10 protein-coding genes are annotated in these 15,852 nt (G+C 70.8%); 3 read left to right on the top strand and 7 right to left on the bottom strand.

Translation table 11 applies throughout. From position 1 onward, the window contains the following. Positions 1-47 precede the first annotated feature (47 nt). Positions 48-4,190, bottom strand: coding sequence for a hypothetical protein (locus ACFVYL_RS24645; protein WP_389719502.1), 4,143 nt, complete (start codon positions 4,188-4,190; stop codon positions 48-50). Between the two features lies 1 nt (position 4,191). Further along, positions 4,192-7,911 carry a hypothetical protein gene (locus ACFVYL_RS24650; protein WP_389719503.1) on the bottom strand — a complete coding sequence of 1,240 codons (3,720 nt, stop codon included), beginning with the start codon at positions 7,909-7,911 and terminating at the stop codon, positions 4,192-4,194. 549 nt (positions 7,912-8,460) lie between these two features. Between ACFVYL_RS24650 and ACFVYL_RS24655 the strand changes: the two genes are divergently transcribed. After that, positions 8,461-8,886 carry a pyridoxamine 5'-phosphate oxidase family protein gene (locus ACFVYL_RS24655; protein WP_389719505.1) on the top strand — a complete coding sequence of 142 codons (426 nt, stop codon included), beginning with the start codon at positions 8,461-8,463 and terminating at the stop codon, positions 8,884-8,886. A gap of 19 nt (positions 8,887-8,905) precedes the next feature. On the opposite strand, the gene ACFVYL_RS24660 is transcribed toward ACFVYL_RS24655, so the two are convergent. The 3 genes from ACFVYL_RS24660 to ACFVYL_RS24670 form a co-directional block, all read right to left on the bottom strand. After that, on the bottom strand, positions 8,906-9,721 hold the full coding sequence (locus tag ACFVYL_RS24660) for an SAM-dependent methyltransferase (protein ID WP_389719507.1): 816 nt from the start codon (positions 9,719-9,721) through the stop codon (positions 8,906-8,908). 223 nt (positions 9,722-9,944) lie between these two features. After that, a complete protein-coding gene (locus tag ACFVYL_RS24665; protein WP_389719509.1) occupies positions 9,945-10,460 on the bottom strand; it encodes a lytic polysaccharide monooxygenase auxiliary activity family 9 protein in 516 nt (171 codons plus the stop codon). 174 nt (positions 10,461-10,634) lie between these two features. Then, the gene (locus tag ACFVYL_RS24670) at positions 10,635-11,387 is read right to left on the bottom strand and encodes an SDR family NAD(P)-dependent oxidoreductase (protein ID WP_389719511.1); all 753 of its coding nucleotides are present in this window, start codon (positions 11,385-11,387) and stop codon (positions 10,635-10,637) included. Positions 11,388-11,672: 285 nt separating this feature from the next. On the opposite strand from ACFVYL_RS24670, the gene ACFVYL_RS24675 reads away from it, so the two are divergent. Further along, positions 11,673-12,182 carry a MarR family winged helix-turn-helix transcriptional regulator gene (locus ACFVYL_RS24675; RefSeq protein WP_389719676.1) on the top strand — a complete coding sequence of 170 codons (510 nt, stop codon included), beginning with the start codon at positions 11,673-11,675 and terminating at the stop codon, positions 12,180-12,182. Positions 12,183-12,663: 481 nt separating this feature from the next. Here ACFVYL_RS24675 and ACFVYL_RS24680 read toward each other — a convergent pair whose 3' ends face one another. Continuing rightward, a complete protein-coding gene (locus tag ACFVYL_RS24680) occupies positions 12,664-13,134 on the bottom strand; it encodes a DIP1984 family protein (RefSeq protein ID WP_389719513.1) in 471 nt (156 codons plus the stop codon). 315 nt (positions 13,135-13,449) lie between these two features. Between ACFVYL_RS24680 and ACFVYL_RS24685 the strand changes: the two genes are divergently transcribed. Further along, positions 13,450-14,838 (top strand): AMP-binding protein, encoded by a 1,389-nt coding sequence (locus ACFVYL_RS24685; protein ID WP_389719514.1) that lies wholly within the window; start codon positions 13,450-13,452, stop codon positions 14,836-14,838. Between the two features lies 1 nt (position 14,839). On the opposite strand, the gene ACFVYL_RS24690 is transcribed toward ACFVYL_RS24685, so the two are convergent. Continuing rightward, on the bottom strand, positions 14,840-15,748 hold the full coding sequence (locus ACFVYL_RS24690) for a helix-turn-helix domain-containing protein (protein WP_389719516.1): 909 nt from the start codon (positions 15,746-15,748) through the stop codon (positions 14,840-14,842). Positions 15,749-15,852: the final 104 nt, after the last annotated feature.

Genomic DNA, 15,852 nt, shown 5'->3' on the forward strand with positions numbered 1-15,852 from the left:
CGAAGAACCGGCACCCCGCCGCCCGCTACGACGTGGGCAGCTCAAGCTCAGAGCTCGAAGTCGATCCGCCCCAGCAGGCCCACGTTCAGCCCGAAGTAGTCGGCATGCACCAGACGCCGTGCCGCCGGGACGGCCGTGCCGTTGACGGTGACCGTGTCCGTGGCGGTGTCCTTGTCGGTGCGGTAGAGCTCGTACTCCTGCACGAGCAGCCGGTACGAGGTCAGCAACTGGCCGACCGGAGCGGGGATGCCGCCCGCCCAGGCGAAGGAACCACCCTCTGCCTCGCACGTCAGCTCCACCGGCTCGCCCACCTCCTTCCAGTCCATGTCGTCCTCCTGCAGGCTCGCCCGGCTCTGCACGCTCACGACGACCCTGCGGCTCGCGGCGGCGGCGACCGCCCCTGTGCCGCCGAGCTCACCGAGTTCGTTGTACGTCGCGGGGCCGGACAGCCGCACGGTGAGCCGGTCGCCCTCGCGGCGGCCGGTGACCGTACGCGGCGGGACGAGCTGGGCGAACTCCGCGCGCTCCACCTTCGAGAGGTGCAACGGCTCGACGGAGTACGGCTGGTAACGGGCCAGAGCGAGTCGCACGTACGGGAAATACGCCTTCCCGGCCACCGACGCCGCGCCGAAGTCCACGTCGATGTCGACGTACCACAGCCGCCGCTCGGGGTGGTACGTCGGAGCGAAGGCGACCGCGTCGACCGGCACCGGTGCCGCGTCCGGCGACTCCGCGAGGCGCAGGCCCCGCAGGCTCCGCGCCGCGTTCGGGAAGTGCGCGGCCGACGGCACCGGCAGCACCGTGGTGTCGGCCCAGACGGGGTCCACGCCCCAGCGGGTGAAGAAGGTGTCGGCGGAGTCGTCGGGGACGGTCGTGCCGCCCGGGTCCAGCAGTACGGCGAGCATCTCGTCGTCCCCGGAGGAGAACCACGGCCGCTTCAGGTAGACGCGCAGGCCCGCCGGGCGGCGCTGCCTGGTGACGGCGTCGTTCTCCCGGTCGACGGACCGCTCCCAGCGGAAGGTCGGCACGACGTACGCCACCGCGGGCGGCTCGGGCCGGCGAGAACTGGGCACGGGCAGGGGAGCGGCCGCCGGACCGACGCGGATGACGTTGGCCCGGTCCTCGGTGATGCTCGGGTGGAAGTACTCGCGGAACCGCGTGACGGCGGTCGGGGTGTAGCGCACGTCGCGGTGTCGGGTGTCACCGAACTCGTGGACGCGGCCGACGGCTTCCTCGTCCGCGGTGTAGGCCAGGGTGATGTCCTCGAGGTGGGTGTGCCCGTCGATCCGCCGGGGCGCGGGCTGCGTGACGTCGTCCAGCCACTCGCTCCAGTGCGCGTCCACCTCGACATGACCGCTGCTCGCGGCGTGGCTGCTCAGCGTCCCCGTCAGCTGTGCCGCCGTCTGGTCGGCCGTGCGGTAGGAGACGAGAGTGGCGAGCTCCGGGCGGTGGACGGGCTTCTCCACCGCGTGCACCAGGGTCAGTTCGACCCACGGGGTGAGCATCCAGTTCTCCCCGTCGGCGCTCGCCCGCGTGACGAACGCCTTGTCCTCATCCGGCAGTCCGGCCCAGAACGAGGAGGCGGTCAGCAGGCCCCACTGCCGCAGCAGCGGCAGCTTCCGCGCGTCCAGATAGCAACTCAGCCGGACCGTGGCGATCTCACCTTTGGTGAGGAACACGTCGAGCACCCGCTCGGTCAGGCCGTCGTGCCAGTGCGGCTCCCTGTTCCCTTCCCTGATGCGCAGCTTGAACGGCTTGGCCTGCGGCCACGGGCCGGGGAAGGGGATCTTGCGGTTCTCCGTGTCGCCGGGCAGGCCGCGCAGCATGACGCCCTCGGCCAGTACGTCCGGGAGGTACGGCAGGACCAGCTGGTCGGCGCTGTGCACCACGAACTCGCCCTGCGCAAGGTCCGCGCCGCGCCGGGGCAGCGGGAGGCGGGTGACCGGCAGCGGGTCGTGCACGTTGTGCTTGGCGATGTGGATGTCGCCCGAGCGCAGCAGGTCGTGCTCGCGGTAGGGCCACTCGGGGTCCCGCACCTTGGTGTCCAGGAAGGAACCGGACTCCCGGGAAGCGACGGTGACGTACTCCTCGCGGACCTCGTCGGGCTTGCCCGCGCCGAAGACGGCGTCGAACACGCCGTGCTCCTCGGCCATCTGCAGGGCGGTCTTCGGCGGTGCCACATGCCGCTCCGAGACGGGTTTGTACCGCCGGTCCAGATCGTCCACCTCCGAGCGGGCCTCGTGGTCGGGGACGTCCGAGCGCCGCACGGCGTACTCGTCGGTGGAGATCTCCCGGCCGTCGTCGGTGACCGTGCTGCGGATGACCAGGCGTTCGGTGGACTCGCCCTCGTTGAACGGCAGGAGCGGCAGCACCACGGGCTGCGGGACCGGCTCCCAGCGGCCGTAGGTGATGGCGTCGGAGTGGACGGTGTCCGGTGTGGCCGCCGTGTGATCGAGGCCGTTGCCCGCCAGGTCGACGGTCCTGGCCCGCATCCGGTAGGTGCGGCCGTAGCGCAGGGCGGGCAGCGAGCCGGGCTCCGCGGCGAACTTGGTGTCCAGCGGCACGTCCGGTGACACCGGCGGTTCGGGCGCCTTCGGCTGGTCATCCAGACCGATGGTCCGGCCGGGGCGCGGCGCCGCGAGGCTCCAGCCGTGCCAGCCGAACACGGCCTGGTGTCCGTAGAGCTGGCGGTCGTCGGCCGCGTCGACGGTGACCGCGCTGGCGCGCACCAGGCCCTCGTCAGGGCGGACCTGGATCTCGACGGGCTGCTGTCCCGGACGGCGCACGGTGTAGCGGCCACGGCGGCGCAGCAGCGACCGCCACTGCGTGACGCGGCCGGTGGCCGGGTCGACGGCGCCGATGTCCACGCGGTACCCGCGCAACAGGTCCATGGCGGTCAGGACGGCCCCCTCCGGGGTGACCTGGCGGCCGACGTCGGCGCCGATGAGTCCGGCCAGGTGCCGGTCGCGGTCGGTGTGCAGAAGGGTGAGCCCGGCGCCGCGGGCCGCCGGTGTGCCGGTGCCCGACACCAGTTGGGCCACCGATCCGGGACCCGACGGCAGGTCGGCCCGCTGCATACCGGCGATGGAGCGGGCGTAGTCGATGTGCTTGAGCGCCGCGCCGTCCACGTCGAGCTCGGTGAGCTGCCACGTCTCGGGATCACCGAGGTTCAGCATGCGCTCAGTGATTACCGAGCCGTCCTCGACGGCCGCCTGGAACACACTGCCCGGGGTGAACCGGATCTTCGTCCACGGGCACGTGCCCGGAGCGTTGAGGCGGCCCGCGTCGGCGAAGCGGTCGTCGAAGTGCACCCGGACCTGCGCTCCGTCGGCGACCCCGGCGGGCATCGTGAAGCTCAGGTCGAGCACGAGGCCGAACCGGCGCTGCAGCTCCGGATAGTCGCCCAGCAGACCGCACGCCTCGTGGAAGTCGATCCGGTGCTCCGGCTCATCGGCGAGCGAGGCCGGTTCCTTGCCCCGGTCGTAGAAGCGGGCGGCTTCCGCGAGGGGCAGCACCCGCTTGTTGTCGCCGGTGTACACATCGCTGGTGCGGTCCATGTAGCGGGGTTCGTGGCCGTCGTCCGCCGCGCGGGCCCCGTGCGGGTCCAGGGCGTCCTCCAGGATCGCGTACCCGTTCTGCAGGTCCTGGCCGAGATCGAGCACCGGTTCCGAGATCATGCCGGTCAGCCGGAACAGCGCGGGGAGTTCCCAGCCGCGGTGGTCGGTCGGCGGCTCCTCGCACAACAGCCGTTCCTCACGGGCCCACTCGGTGCGCAGCCTGCTCTCGGTGGTGTACACCGCGACCGCCTCGTAGAGACCGGTGATCTCGTCGTGCACCAGCCTGCCGGGGTACGAGCGCAGGGTGCGCCGCCCCTGTGCGGCAAGCGTGGTCGGCGCCTGCGGCGGCCGGACGAACGTGTCGTCGTGGAACAGGGTCCGCCACAGGGCGGGATCGGCGGCAGGGTAGCGGCCGGTCGGCCGCAGCTCCCTGGCGAACGTGCCTGCCGGGCTCCTCAACTCCAGCCACAGCGCGGGCAGCAGGGTCGCGAGCCGCTCCGGCCACTGCGCGAAGTACGCGGACTGCCCGAGCGTGCTGATCCCGGTCAGGGCGGGGCTGACGAGCACGGACACACGTACCGTGCCGGCGTCGCCGACACCGTCGGGCAGAACGGTCCATCGGATGCTGTCCATGTCAGTGCACCTCCGCGAACGCCGTGCAGTAGTCGAAGACCGGATCCACGCGGAGGCCGGTCACGGGGTCGTCGTACGGAGACATGAGATCCACGAACGAGGGCGGAGCGACGGCGGGTTCGGCGAGCCCCGAGGCGAGCGCCGCGGTGCGGGCTCCGCTGCCCGCGAACCTCCGCTCGCAGCGGATCGTCACCGACGTCTCGAAGAAGCCGATTTCGATGCTGATCGTCAGCACGGCCCGGCCGACCGCGTACCCGTCCTGGTAGCCGAGCTCCATGTAGAGCTCGATCGAAGCGGAGACGATGCCGAGGACGTCGACCTCGCCGCGTGCCCGCAGATAGCCGACGAGCGTCACGCTGTTCTGGGCCAGATCGAGCCGGAAGTAGATGCCGGCCATCACCGACAGACTGCCGCTGGCGACCCCGAAGTTCATGGACACGGCTGCCCCGAACTCGATGGACGCGTCCAGCACGGCGATCTCTTTGGGGTTCAGGACGATCCCGAAGTAGCCGCCGCCGCCCAGCATCGACACCGTGAGGCGGAAGGGCGCCTCACGCCGGCAGAAGGAGAAGCCCGCCTGGAGCGGGGTGTCGCCGATGAACGGGACGGACAGCACGGCGTTGAGTGAGAGGTTCTCCAGGCTGAAGACGCCGACCGCCGCGCTCGGCAACTGCATGGAGTAGTTGGCGTGGATCCCGGACGGGTCGACCGTGATGGCCGGTGGATCGCTGAACCCGTCGAGCGGGATGATGTTGCGCAGGGTCTGGACGAAGTCCAGGTTGCCGACGAAGTCGACGCCGCCGAACTTCACCTCGACATCGGGCTTTTTGCCCGCACGCATGCTGAACCGGATCTGGTCGAAGTGCAGCACGACCGCGTCGAAGCCCGGGACCATGCGCAGGTCGAACTTGCCAAGGGTGCACGTGACGTCCGCGGCCTGCGGCACGTCCGGTCGCAGCGAGCCGCGCAGGTCGGTGACGAGCGTCAGCTTGCCCGTCGGCCAGAACACGGCGTCCTCGGCGCGGGTCGGCGTCGGTTTGCCCGGTGTCCAGGCCTTGATGTCGGGCTGCCACTGCATGCGTGAGTTCACGACGTCCGGCAACTTGGCGCCGAGAGCGGCCTGTTCGATCGCCTTCTTCAGCGCGAGGGCCTGACCGACCGTGCTGTCCCAGGTGGCGGCCTGTTCGGCGATCCGCTGGAGCACCTGCCGCACGCCGGTGTCCACCGCCGCGGGCAGGCCGAGGCGCAGCGCGGAGAGCGCCGCGGAGAACGTGTTGAAGGCGGCCTCGACGTCCCCGATGGTGGTGGGCTCCGGCGCGTTCTCCAGCTGGCTGGTGATGTAGTCGACCAGGGCCTGCGCGAAGGCGGCGGCGGAGTCGATCACCCGGATGACCCGGTCCACGGTCTCCGGGAACTGTTCCTGGACGGACGCGAGCAGATCGCGGAGTCCGAGCAGGTCGCCGAGGAAGCCGGTGACCGCGTCGACCGTCGCGGTGAAGAAGTTCGGCGCCTTCAACTTGTCGAGGCCGATCTCGCTCAGGATCTCGGTGAGCGGGAACATCCCGAACAGCTTGGCGCCGGCCAGGTCGCCGAAGTAGTCGAGCGGGTTGAACTTGCCCTGGGCGAGCTTGGCCCACTTGTCCACCGGGCCGGCGTCCACACCCGCGCGAAGGGGCCGCTCCGGGGTCGCGGCGACCGGCCCGGTGAGCCGGGAGAGCCCGGCGACCGGGAAGTTGGGCTGGGCGAGGGCGCCGGACGACTGGCCGTCGTCACGGAAGGTCAGGCCGACGGGCTCGGCCAGCTCGACGAACACCTGCCCCTTGTTCGCCTCGGAGAAGGCGTCCCGCACGTACGGCTCGGGATAGAACACCGACTGGGGCTGGTCGGCTCCGAAGCCGCCGCCGAACCGACCGAGCGCCGGGACCACGGCCCGAGCCCAGCGCACGGTGGGCACGAACCGCGGGTGATCGGTGGGGTCGAGCGCGAGGATGGCCTCGGTGGTCGCGGCTCCCCAGACCAGCTGCCCGGTGGACAGCGTCGTGTCGCCGGGCTTGAGGCTCGGGGCGTAGGCGATGGACTGGCCGCGCACATCCGCCACGACCCGCCTGACCCCCGCGTCACCGACGTCCGGTGGCACCGGAACCGGATCGGAGCACAGGCTGCGGTAGTGCTCGACGATCGTCCGCACGTCGGCCTTGTTCGCGTGCACTAGCTGTCCGACGAACGCCATCGGTGTGCGGAACTCCAGGAGACGACCGTCGAGGTCGACCGTGCTCACCTGGAACTGGAAGGGGTCCTCGGCGGCGGACACCGGAAAGAAGGCGAGCTTCTCGTCGGGTTCGGCGCCGGGTGAGGATAGCCCCGGAATCGTCTGCGGCGGCTGCAGATCGGGGGTGACCAGGGTGAGCAGCCGCACGCTGGTGAACGGGAACAGCCGATGCAGCCGCTTCTGGTCGTCGTTCTCCTCCGGCCTTCCGTAGCCGCGCACCGGCTCGCGCACCATGATGAAGAACCGCTGGTTGAGATAGGCGGCGTTGTCCGGGCGCATGTGGTCGAACTTGCGCTCGGTGACCTTGACCAGATCCGCCAGGTGACCGAACGGCCACAGCCGCCCTCGGTACATGACGCGTACGTAGTGGTCCCGGCCAAGTGCGGCGCGATGCCGCCACTGTGTGACGTCGAAGCCGTCCGGGGGCCTCTCCCACCGGCCGAAGGAGTCGAGCCAGCCGCCCATGGTGGACAGCACGAGGTGGTCGACGTCGAGCGGCGCGGGCGTGAAGCCGCCCGCCAGGTTGTGGTTGGAGCTCAGGTGCACCACCGACGACCGGTCCTTGCGGTCCATCGCCATGCGGAATTCGTTGCCGCCGGCTGGGAGGGCGCGGGGGGTCGCCGGATCGAAACCGGGGTCGCGGGTCCACACCGCCCGGGCGTGGCCCGCCGGCATCCGGGTGTGCCAGAGCTCGACCCGGTCACCCGGGTCGGGCAGCTCGACAAGGTGCGTCCAGGTCGCCGACGGGGGCGGGGACAGGAGCAGACGGTAGGGCAGTTCGATGCCGGTGCGCGGGTCGGCGGCGTCCGCCAGGGGATTCTCGGGCCCGGGACCCGCGACGGCCGCCCCGCCGCGGGCCGCCCCTGGAGCGGGCACCGCCGGCGGGGTGGGCGCCGCGAGGAGCTCGGCGGCGACGGGCGCGTCCGGCCCGTGCCGCGCGGCCAGTTGCGCGGCTGTCCGGGCCAGCCGCAGCGCCTGGAACACATCGAGGGGCCGACCGGTCACGGTGTGCGCCACGCGGGCCGCCGACGCGGGCTCCCCGGCGGCGTCCACCACTCGCAGCGGGAGCGTCCGCATGGCGGTGAGCAGGCCCGGCTCGGTGTAGTCGACGGAGGTGTCGGCACCGACGGCGAACACCAGGAGGCTGCGGCCGCCGATGCGGGACGCGACCGGTGGCGGCTTGTGCGGTTCGCTGCCGGCGGGGGCCGCGCCGGGCTCCGGTGCAGCCGGTTCCGGCAGTCCGGGGCTCAGCTCCAGGAAGGCTTGTTCGACGACGTGTTGGGGCCCGAACGTGACCACAAGGAAGGCCGGTTGCCCGGGATCCTTGCGGACCAGCCGTCGTGGGCCGAGGAGGGGGCGCTCCAGGCGCAGCCCGAGGAACGCGAAGTGCAGATCCAGCAGGTCGGTCGCCCGCAGTAGCCGGTACGGCTGAGGCGATGGGGAGGCGGCCATGTGACTCTCCCGTCGAGGGAATGCTTCGAAGCACGGATCCATCCCCGATCGGCAGGGACGCGGCGCAGGCACCGGAAGGGGCCCGCGCACGCCTGCACGAGGTGGATGGGTTGTCCTGTATGGCGTGGCGCCGATCTCAGAGAGGCCGACCTCATGGACGTAGGGCCCCGGAGGGCCCCGGCGTCGCGTCCGGGCTCAGCGGTACGAGGCCTCGGAGGTGTCACTGAGGAAGGCGGCCGGGAAATGCGTGCGGTGGGTGCCGGAGGCACCACGTATCAGCAGGGCCCCAAGTATCAGCAGAGTCCTGCCGCTCACGGCGACCGCTTTATCCATGCCTCTGCCCCCCCTGCCCCCGGTGCGCACAATGGCTCCCACCTAGGCTCTCGGGCTTACCCGAGGCCCCGCACGGAGGCAGCCCCCTGTCACCCGAATGAGTGAATGGGGTGGCGGTCAAGGACCGGGTGTGCGCCTCCGGATGCGCGGAATACCCTCTGTGGCGGGCGAGTTGAGGATCATGAAGGGACCGCACCACGAACGAAGGAGATCCCCATGCCTCTGAGTGTCGAAGAGCGCGAGCAGTTCCTGGCCGAACCGCACATCGGGGCGCTGGCCGTGGAGGCCGGCGAGGGACGGGCTCCGCTCACGCTCCCGATCTGGTACCAGTACGCCCCCGGCGGCGAGCTGTGGGTGATGACCGCCCGCGACTCCAAGAAGGGGAGGCTGCTCGCCGCCGCGGGACGCTTCTCGCTGATGGTCGACCGGCTGGAGCCGACCGTCCGTTACGTCTCCGTGGAGGGCCCGGTGGTCCGCACCGAGGACGCCACCATCGAGCAGCTGCGAGAGCTGACGGCGCGCTACCTCCCGGCCGACCGGGTCGAGCCGTACGTGAAGTCCGCCGTCAAGGAACACGGCGTCGAGGCCGTCTACTACCTGCGGCCCGAGCGCTGGTACTCGGCGGACCTGGGAACCGTCTGACCGTCCGCGGGCCGGGACCTCACGGCTTGCGGGCCAGGCCGCCGTGCTCGCCGATGGGCTCCCCGGCGGGCGAGCCGGGTTCCGGGCGCCAGAGGGGAACCGAGACGACGCCGGGCTCCAGGAGCTCCAAGCCGTCGAAGAAGGCCGTGATCATGTCGACGGGCCGCAGGAAGTACGGGACGGCACCGGATGCGTTGTAGGCGTCCTGCGCCTGCTCGTACGCGGCGTCGACACCCCGGGAACCGTCGTTGACGGAGAGGTAACTGCCGGACGGCAGCCCGTCCATCAGCCGGGCGACGATGGCGCGTGCCTGGTCGTAGTCGGCTACGTGGCCCAGGATGTTGCTGAGGATCAGGGCGGTGGGGCGGGTGAGGTCCAGCGTCTCCCGGGCGGCCGCCAGGATGCGGTCGGGGTCGGTCAGATCGGCGTCGACGTAGGCGGTCGCGCCCTCCGGCGTGGAGGTGAGCAGGGCGCGGGCGTGGGTGAGGACCATCGGGTCGTGGTCGACGTAGACGATCCTGGCCGTCGGGTCGAGTCGCTGGGCCGCCTCGTGGGTGTTGTCCACCGTCGGCAGGCCCGTCCCGATGTCCAGGAACTGCCGGATGCCCGCCTCGGTGACGAGGTGGGTGATGTTGCGCCGCAGGAAGGCGCGGCTGCTGCGGGCGACGGTGACGATGCCGGGGAAGACGGCGCTGTACGCGTCGCCTGCGGCCTCGTCGACGGGGTAGTTGTCCTTCCCTCCCAGCCAGTAGTTCCAGATCCGGGCCGAGTGCGGCACCGTCGTGTCGATCGTCCGGTGCGCGCCTGGACCGGGCGTCGTGGCAGGGTCGGTCATGGGTACCGTCCGTCTTTCAACCGTGGCGTGAAGTGCTCCGTGGACAACTTACGCCGCAACGGCCGCGTGATACACGTCGGTTCACGTCATCGGGTCATGCGCATTCCTGTCGATCCCACGCCCAGGCGCACGGGGAGAGCCCGATTGCGTCTGGGCGGGGGACGACATGACATCTGTTTCGCGGACCTGTTTCCCGGCCCTGTTCCCGGTTCCGTTTCCCGGGTCAGCGAATGTTCACGTCGATGCACGCGTAGAAGGCGTTGGACGTGTCGCCGATGTTCCAGACCGCGAGGACCTTGTGCCTGCCGGTGGCGCTGCCGAGGTTGATCTGGTGCGACACGGTCGCCGGTGGCTGCTGGTTGTGGCCGTCGACAGTGGCGACCTTCGTGCCGTCCACGAAGTACTCGTAGTTCAGGGTGCGATGCCGTGCGGTGAACGTCCAGGTGAAGGTCTGAGTCCTGCTGACGTCGCTGACCTTCCAGCCCTTGTTGTCGTTGTCGAGCTCCGCGAACCTGGCGTTGCCGCCGCTGCAACTGCGCAGGCCTTTGGGGCCCTCGACGCTCTGGGGCTCGTACTTGATCTCGCCACAGGCCACCGTGCGTGCCGCGCACTGCGCCTGACGGCTCGCCGGGGCGTTGACGTATCCGTGCGCGCTGGCCGAACCGGTCGGCAGCGTGAGAGCGAGCACCGGCGCGAGACCGGCACCGATCGCGGCGGCGATCTTCCGTTTCCTGTCCATGCGTACTCCTTCACTGCATTGCTTCATGGGGGTGTGCAGCGTGAAGTGCTTTCGTGGGGCCAGATGTTCACGACGGTCGATTAGTCCGGACCATAGACTTCGGCGGGCCGCGGTCAAGGTCGGTTTCGCGCCATGCGTCGGGGGAGGGGGCGGGGCAGCGTGTGCCGGCGCGCGTCAACGGGTCATGTACGCACCTCCGTTGACGTGCAGCACCTGCCCGGTGATGTGACGTGCCCCGGGGGACGCGAGGAACGCGATCGTCTCCGCGATGTCGGCAGGTGTGCCGGCGCGGCCCGTCGAGGTCGCGTCCACGAGTTGGGCGCGCCTGTCGTCCTTGAGGCGGTCCCGGAAGAACTCGGTGTCAGCGATGTAGCCGGGCGCGACGACGTTGGCGGTGATGCCGCGCGGGCCGAGCGTCTGCGCCAGGTCCAGGTTCCAGGTGGAAAGGCCGGCCTTGGAGGCGCCGTAGGCCCCATAGGAACCGGATCCGCGGTTCGCGGCGATCGACCCGACGTGGACGACCGCGCCACCGGCCGCGAGCCGGCTGTCCAGCGCCCGGGTGGTCAGCGCGGCGCTGACGAGGTTCGCGTCCAGGTTGGCGCGGAAGGCCTGCGCGTACGCGGCCAGGTCGGCTTCGCCGCCGAATGCGAGGTCCGGCTCCGGGGCGCCGTCGAAGTCCGTGTTCCCGCCCGCGTTGTTGACGAGGACGTCGACCTGCTCCGGCAGTTCGGCTAGGAGGGCGGTGAGCGCCTCGGGCCGGGTGTGGTCGCACACCAGGCCGCGTATGCCGGTCTCCGTCGCAAGGCGGTCGAGCGGTGCCCGCCGACGGCCGGTGACGAACACAGTGTCGCCGCGCTCGGCGAAGTGGAGGGCGCTCGCGCGGCCGATGCCGGTGCCACCGCCGGTGATCAGGATGGTGCGTGCCATAAGCTGAACTCCGAACATCCATTGAGGCCTAAATTTAGAGCTAAACGTAACACTCTTCCGGACGTGACGGGAGAGGGGACGCGCATGGTGGGAGAGAGCATGACGGCAGGGACCGGGGCGGAAGACGGGACCGGGGCGAAAGACGCCGCGAGAGGCCGGAGCGAGACCGGGAGAGGCGAGACCGCGAGAGGTCCGGGCGGGAGGGGGGCCGCCGAGAGCAGGCCCCACCCACCCACCGAAGCCGCCACCGCCGCCACCGGCGCCCGCACCGGCACCGCACAGGACATCGCCGCCGCCTGGGAGCGCGAGCGCCCCGGCACCCCGGCCACGTCGATCGGAATCGTCACGCCGATCTGGCAGCTCGCCAAGCTCTTCGGTGACGACCGGCGCCGGGTCCTTGCCCGCGCGGGTGTGGACACCGCGACCCTCGATCTGCTCAGCGTGCTGCGCCGTAGCGGGACGCCCTACACCTTGACCACCCGCGAACTGGGCCACCGTTCCATGGTCACGGCGGGCGCCGTCTCCCAGCGGGTGGCCCGCGCGGAACGCGAGGGGCTGGTCGTCCGGCGGCCGGGAGAAGGGCGCCCCCGCACCGTCCAGGTCACTCTCACCGAGGCCGGTCACGCGCTCGTCGAGGCGACCGTGGACCAAGTCCTCGGCAGGGAGGCCGACTTGATCAGTGGCCTCACCGCTGAACAGCAGTCCCAGCTCACCGAACTCCTTGGCGTCCTCCTGACGGACGTCCAGCGCAGCCTCGGGGACGAGCGGATCACTCAAGTGGGCCAGATGGAGTGATGACGGGCCAGGGCCGGCGCTCTGCGGCGCCGACCGTGCCCCGCGATGTGGGTAGACCCCGAACCCGCCCTCACTGCCCGGATCTGCACGTGGTGATGTGCTGTGCACTGTGCACGATCACCTGTACGCGGTGCTGAGCTGCACTGTCGATGGGGAGTTGAACCCCTGCGTTGCTCTCCACGCGCCAGGTGTGGGCCGGAAACCGCCGGCCCTCGGTGTGTGCACGCCTCCGGAACAGCTACCTGCTCCCCATCGCCTTCATCCGCGACGCACTCGTCGGCGCCGCTCCGGTCCGCTAGGTCCTGTCGTCAAACTCCCGTCGTTCGCCCGGAGGGCGGCCTCGCGGCGTCTGGTGCGTGCGATCGCAAGGCGGAGGGTCATCCCGGTACTGGGCGTACCGGGATGAGCCCGACAACGCGGCGAGCGTGCGTGCCAGGCGTCGCGAGGCAGACGCGAGTTTGACGACAGGGCCTAGGACCGGTCAGTCCAGCAGATCCGCTTCCCAGTTCGCGCGCTGGATCCGCACATCGATCTCCCGGATGTCCCGCGCGAGCTTGTCCGCCTGGTCCCGCAGTTCCGCGACGGGGAGGGCGGCGAGCATCATCAGCTCGGACCGCAGCTGCCGGCCGTAACCCCGGTCACCCGTGCCCGCCGCCGCGTCCGCTGCCGCGGTGACCACCGCGTGACGCAGCCGCAGCACGTCCCGGCGCGCGAGCGCGTCGGTGAGTGTGCCGCTCTCTCCCAGATCCACCGTCGCGTTGGTCCGGTTGATCCGCCGGATCAGCGATTCGAGGGTGTCGAGCACCTCACCGGCGTCGGCGAGCAGTTGCGCCGCGTTCTCGGGGGGAGTCTCGCCCTCCTGGTACCGCGCACTGCTGACGACGCGCGCTCGCAACTGCTCCACGCGACGCGTCGCCTCCGCACGCTCTGCCAGTGCTTCAGCAAGCTTCACTGTCTTCCCCCCGTTCTGATCTCTGAGTTCGCACGAGTATACGGACATGAACCAGTGCGCCCGCACGGCAATTTCTCCCCTCCGGGCCGCTCAGCTGCACGGCGACTGGGGCATCGGAACTCATTGGACCTTCCGCTGAGGGGAGTGAGCGTCCATGGTTCGTAAAGCACATTGCCCGTACGGGGTGCGGACGGCTTGGGTGAGTGAGGGAGGCACGCGGTCCCAGGCCGCGGTGCCACGGCCAGACACAGGTGAAACACGGACCCGTACGGCTTTCCGTTCCGAGGCCGGTACAGAAGGAACAGAAGGAAGCGCATGACCTCCATGCTCGACGGCTGCACACCCTGGCCCGAGGAGTACGTCGACCGCTATTGGGCGGCCGGGCACTGGCGTGGCAATACGCTGGACAACCTGCTGCGCGGCTGGGCCCTGCGGCATGGTCCGCGGACCGCGCTCGTGCACGGCGACACCCGCATCACGTACGCGAACCTGAACCGGCGCGCCGACCGCATGGCCGCGGGATTCCGGCTGCGCGGTCTGCGGCCCGGTCAACGGGTCGTCGTCCAGCTGCCGAACGTCCCCGAGTTCGTCATCACGGTGTTCGCGTTGATGCGGGCCGGCGCGGTGCCCGTGCTCTGTCCCGTCACGCACCGCGCACCGGTGGTGTCCCGGCTCGTGCGGATCACCGAGGCCGTCGGCTACGTCGGACCTTCGACGTACGACGGCTTCGACCACACGGGGATGGCCGAGGACATCGCGGCCCGAGGTGTCTTCCTGCGACGGGTGTTCACCTTCGAGCCGTCGGGCACCTCGTCCCCGTACGGCGGCCTCACGGTCGACCCGTCGGGCTGCCACTACTTCCCGCTGAGCTCCATCGACGCCCCGCCCGACCGAGCGCGCGCGCAGAGCGCAGGTCAGGTGGCCTTCATGCTGCTCTCCGACGACGCCACCGCGGTGCCCGAGGTCGTTCCGCGCACCCACAACGACTACGCCTACCAGGCGCAGGCCGCCGCCGAGCTCGTGTCGCTCACCGAGGACGACGCCTATCTCGCCGCGCTGCCCGCGGAGTCGAACTTCGCCCTGGGCTGTCCCGGGATCGTCGGCACCCTCTCCGTCGGCGGGACCGTCGTCCTGGTCGAGAACCCCGAACCCGCCACATGCTTCGCGGCCATCGGGCGGGAGCGGGTCACGCTCACGTCGGTGTCACCCGCCGACGCCCTGCGCTGGCTCGAGGCCCTGCCCATGGTTCAGGCCGACTTGAGCGGTCTGCGACTCCTGCAGATCGGCGGCGCGCCCCTGCACCGGACGACCGCCGAGCGGGCCGGTGCGGAACTGGGGTGCCGCCTGCAGCGGGTCTTCGGCATGGCCGAGGGCGTGCTCACGCTCACCCGGCCCGACGACCCGGACGAGACCGTGCTCACCACGCAGGGCCGACCGCTCTCACCCGACGACGAGATCCGCATGGTCGACGTCGACGGCGAGGACGTGCCGGACGGGGAGCCCGGCGAACTCCTGGCCCGCGGCCCGTACACGGTGCCGGGCTACTACCGGGCGTCCGACCGGAACGCACGCTCCTTCACGGCCGACGGTTTCTTCCGTACCGGCGAGCTCGCACGGCGCACACCCGACGGCAACCTGATCATGACCGGCCGCCTGGGCGGCAGCGCGCGGCGGGCCGATCCGGCACACCCGGCTGACCTCTGAGTCAGTCGGGCCATTTCCACTCGATCCCGTACACACCCGGTGTGCAGTGCGCCGGCAGCAGGTGTGTCGTGTGAAAGGCGTCGAGAGTGGTGCGGTGGCGGTGCTGCGGCTCGGCGCCGATCTGTTCGCGGCGGTAGCTCCAGCAACTGGTGGGGGTCGCCCGAGGGTGGAAGCGCACGTGCAGCAGATACGTCCGCAGGGCCGTGGTGATGCGGCGTTCGTGCTGGTGGGAGACGTCCGACGCGGCGCGGAGCGTATAGGCGACCACCGCGGTCTCCGTCCTGGCCAGTTGACGCCCGAGCGGAATGTCCGCCGCCACGCAGCCCAGCTCCGGCAGGAACCGTATCCGCGGCGGCGGCCCGCACGGGACGCTGAGGTCGACGGTCCCCGCCCGCGGGGAGTCGAGGAAGTGGACGACGGTCAGGTGCTGGACGGCGTCGCGGACGGCCTGCACCACGGTGGTGACCGACGTCTCGTGGATGGAGCGGCGCTCGTCCAGGCTCACCGTCTCCTGCACGGTCAGGAGCCGCAGGCCCTCGTTGAAGCGCGGGAACGCGTCGCCGAGGGCTTGTTCAAGGTCCGAGTTGTCGCCGTAGACCTTGCGGGCGGCGGCCGGATCGTGGGGTGGGTATCCACCGCGTGGCCGGTGCGGGCCGAGCAACGAACGCAGGGCGCCGCTCGGGAGGTTGAGCAGGGGTTCCAGGGCGTCGACGGCGCGCAGGGACTGGGCTCTCTCCGGCTGGCTGCGTCCGCGTTGCCAGTGGCTGAGAGTGGCTAGGCTGACGCTGATCTGCTGGGCCCGCAGGTGGTCGCGTACGCGCTCCAGCGGCAGCCCGCGCTGTTGCAGGGCCTGGCGGAAAACGGTGGCGAAGGTCGGGTCGGGGCCTTCGGTGTGGGGGATGTTCGGCATGGCGTCTTTCAGCGGACAGGAGGCACCATCGGCCCACGGACCGGTGGTCCCTCGCTCCGACGAGGGCGGCTCAACGACGGTTTCGGGCCACACAGGCGACCAGG

Source organism: Streptomyces sp. NPDC058308 (assembly GCF_042880275.1).
GTDB lineage: Bacteria > Actinomycetota > Actinomycetes > Streptomycetales > Streptomycetaceae > Streptomyces.

What these genes read in the sequence shown, in the direction of transcription:
- ACFVYL_RS24670 (WP_389719511.1), bottom strand. Translation starts at nt 11,387, where the DNA reads ATGGCACGCACCATCCTGATCACCGGCGGTGGCACCGGCATCGGCCGC.
- ACFVYL_RS24690 (WP_389719516.1), bottom strand. Translation starts at nt 15,748, where the DNA reads ATGCCGAACATCCCCCACACCGAAGGCCCCGACCCGACCTTCGCCACC.
- ACFVYL_RS24650 (WP_389719503.1), bottom strand. Translation starts at nt 7,911, where the DNA reads ATGGCCGCCTCCCCATCGCCTCAGCCGTACCGGCTACTGCGGGCGACC.
- ACFVYL_RS24665 (WP_389719509.1), bottom strand. Translation starts at nt 10,460, where the DNA reads ATGGACAGGAAACGGAAGATCGCCGCCGCGATCGGTGCCGGTCTCGCG.
- ACFVYL_RS24645 (WP_389719502.1), bottom strand. Translation starts at nt 4,190, where the DNA reads ATGGACAGCATCCGATGGACCGTTCTGCCCGACGGTGTCGGCGACGCC.
- ACFVYL_RS24660 (WP_389719507.1), bottom strand. Translation starts at nt 9,721, where the DNA reads ATGACCGACCCTGCCACGACGCCCGGTCCAGGCGCGCACCGGACGATC.
- ACFVYL_RS24685 (WP_389719514.1), top strand. Translation starts at nt 13,450, where the DNA reads ATGACCTCCATGCTCGACGGCTGCACACCCTGGCCCGAGGAGTACGTC.
- ACFVYL_RS24655 (WP_389719505.1), top strand. Translation starts at nt 8,461, where the DNA reads ATGCCTCTGAGTGTCGAAGAGCGCGAGCAGTTCCTGGCCGAACCGCAC.